2 protein-coding genes are annotated in these 1,346 nt (G+C 39.6%); both read right to left on the bottom strand.

The annotated features are described in order from the left end of the window. The coding region (locus tag PX482_RS20485; protein ID WP_288122952.1) for an NB-ARC domain-containing protein at positions 1 to 790 on the bottom strand (790 nt) is incomplete at its 3' end. A gap of 135 nt (positions 791 to 925) precedes the next feature. After that, positions 926 to 1,258 (bottom strand): hypothetical protein, encoded by a 333-nt coding sequence (locus PX482_RS20490; protein ID WP_288122951.1) that lies wholly within the window; start codon positions 1,256 to 1,258, stop codon positions 926 to 928. Positions 1,259 to 1,346 lie beyond the last annotated feature (88 nt).

A 1,346-nucleotide genomic window follows, 5' to 3' on the forward strand; every position in this document is an offset into this window, starting at 1 on the left:
CCTCATCGGGAAATAAATCCAGAATCATCCCTTTGGGAAAGGGCGCAAGAGCGAATAAACTGAGATAAAGTGCCAAAATTTGCGCTTCTGGTTCGCTATGCAACTCCTCCCAACTGAGATTAAAGGCAGCTTTTAACCCTCGTTCCGCAGTCATTTCCCCATGAAACTTGGGATTTTTGTCTAAGATTGGCTCATCTAAGCCTTTTTCGGCTAATTTCTGCCGTATTTTGCTAATTTTCCAATCCTGTCGTCGTACCAGTAACCTTGCCACCAATTCTAACGCCAAGGGTAAATAACCTAAATCCTGACATAATAATTTAGCTGCCTCGATTTGTGTGTCAATTCTGTTGTCTGCAAGGTAGGAACGCAATAAATCAAGTGCATCTTTTTCTTTTAATACTTCTACCCGAAAAGTCGCAATTGTCGCTGATAAATATTCCTTGCGAGTGGTAATTAAAACCTGAAAGCGTTTGTCTTCTTGCGGTGGTAAATAATCCCTAATTTGCTGATAATCCCGCACATCATCAAAAATAATTAGGACATTTCCCGCTAACCAGTTTTGCCAACAATAACGAATTTTTACGTCTAATTCTCCCTCATCCGGTAAAGTTAATTTGAGATGTACCCGCGCAAAATCTAAAATAGAAGTACCGATAAAACCGCCGTCACTTTCTGCCACATTTAACCAACATATACCCCCGGGATAGGTTTTTTCCTGCCATTGTTGCCAGCCAAACTGTCTGGCTAGTTCGGTTTTACCTATGCCTCCCATTCCTGTTAAGGTAGATATAGCAAGCTTTTGGGATTGTTGTAATTGCTTTTTTAAGTCAACTAATTCCTGATCCCTACCAACAAATTTAGGGATATTACTATTAGATAAATTGTGAGGATGTTGTTTAACCTGTTCCTGAACAGGCGGCTGCAGTCAGAAATTACCACCAATGAATGTATTACCTTGAAAAACATTCTTTATGGAATCAGCTAATTTTTGATTATTGATAACGCTGGCTTGTTGGGATTGAGATTTAAGGGTATTATTAACCAATTCTTTAAGGGAAGGTTCGGCTTCTACAATGTCAACCAACTCGGTTATAATTTGGCTTAATTCGGGACTGGTTTTAGCAACAGATTCAACCTCTAGAATTGCCTGTCCATAATCTAAAGGCTGTTCGGGTGCTTTTTCAATTGCGGTGACAGTATCCGGAGAAACTTGTTTCAGGGAAGTGAGAAATTTGGCTCTTCGGTAATTGTTATGCAATGGACGGGGGTTATAAGGGATGGAACCCTTATATAGAAAGGCATTTAGCGATTTTTGTCAATTGTTTTTTATCTAGAGCGAACTAATC

Source organism: Microcystis sp. M53602_WE12, from assembly GCF_030065455.1.
Lineage (GTDB): Bacteria > Cyanobacteriota > Cyanobacteriia > Cyanobacteriales > Microcystaceae > Microcystis > Microcystis aeruginosa.